This window comes from Sphingomonas sp. Leaf339 (assembly GCF_001426195.1).
In the GTDB taxonomy this organism is placed as follows: domain Bacteria; phylum Pseudomonadota; class Alphaproteobacteria; order Sphingomonadales; family Sphingomonadaceae; genus Sphingomonas.
The window spans coordinates 1-652 of sequence record NZ_LMRS01000027.1; the positions used below are offsets into that span (position 1 = coordinate 1).

The window sequence follows — 652 nt, forward strand, 5'->3', positions numbered from 1 at the left end:
GAATCAGCAATAGAAAAAGGTGCTTCGATATATTCATAAGCTTGAAGAATAGAGAAGTAAATTCCTAAAATTACTGTTAAAGCTAGACTTTGAGTTGTTTCCTTGAAATTATTTTCTATTAGTCTATGGTGAGCTCAGGTTACAGTTAATCCAGAAGAAATTAAGATTAAAGTATTAAGTAGTGGAATTTGTAAGGGATCAAATGTTTCAATTCCAGCTGGGGGTCATATTATACCTAATTCTACTGAAGGTCTTAGTCTTGAATGAAAAAATCCTCAAAAGAATGAAATAAAAAAAAATACTTCAGAAGTAATAAATAAAATTATTCCTCATCGTAACCCTATAACTACTTTAAAAGTATGAAGTCCTTGAAAGGTTCCTTCTCGTGTTACATCTCGTCATCATTGATATAAAACGAGTGAAGTTGAAAAAAATCTTAGTAAAAAAAGATTAACTTCATATAAATGAAATCATTTAATTAATCCAATTATTAAATTTATAGCTCTAAAGGCTCCTAATAAAGGTCATGGTCTAACATCTACAAGGTGAAATGGGTGATTTTTATGTCTATGCATTAGTTTACTTCTCTAGAATATAAAGTTCTAAGAATTGCAAATACATAAGATTGAATTATTGATACTGCAGATTCTAG

General features: G+C 28.8%; 1 pseudogene. It reads right to left on the reverse strand.

Features of this window, described 5'->3' with window-relative positions:
- Positions 1–212, reverse strand: a pseudogene (locus ASG67_RS19855) (cytochrome c oxidase subunit 3); the annotation flags it as partial.
- Positions 213–652 lie beyond the last annotated feature (440 nt).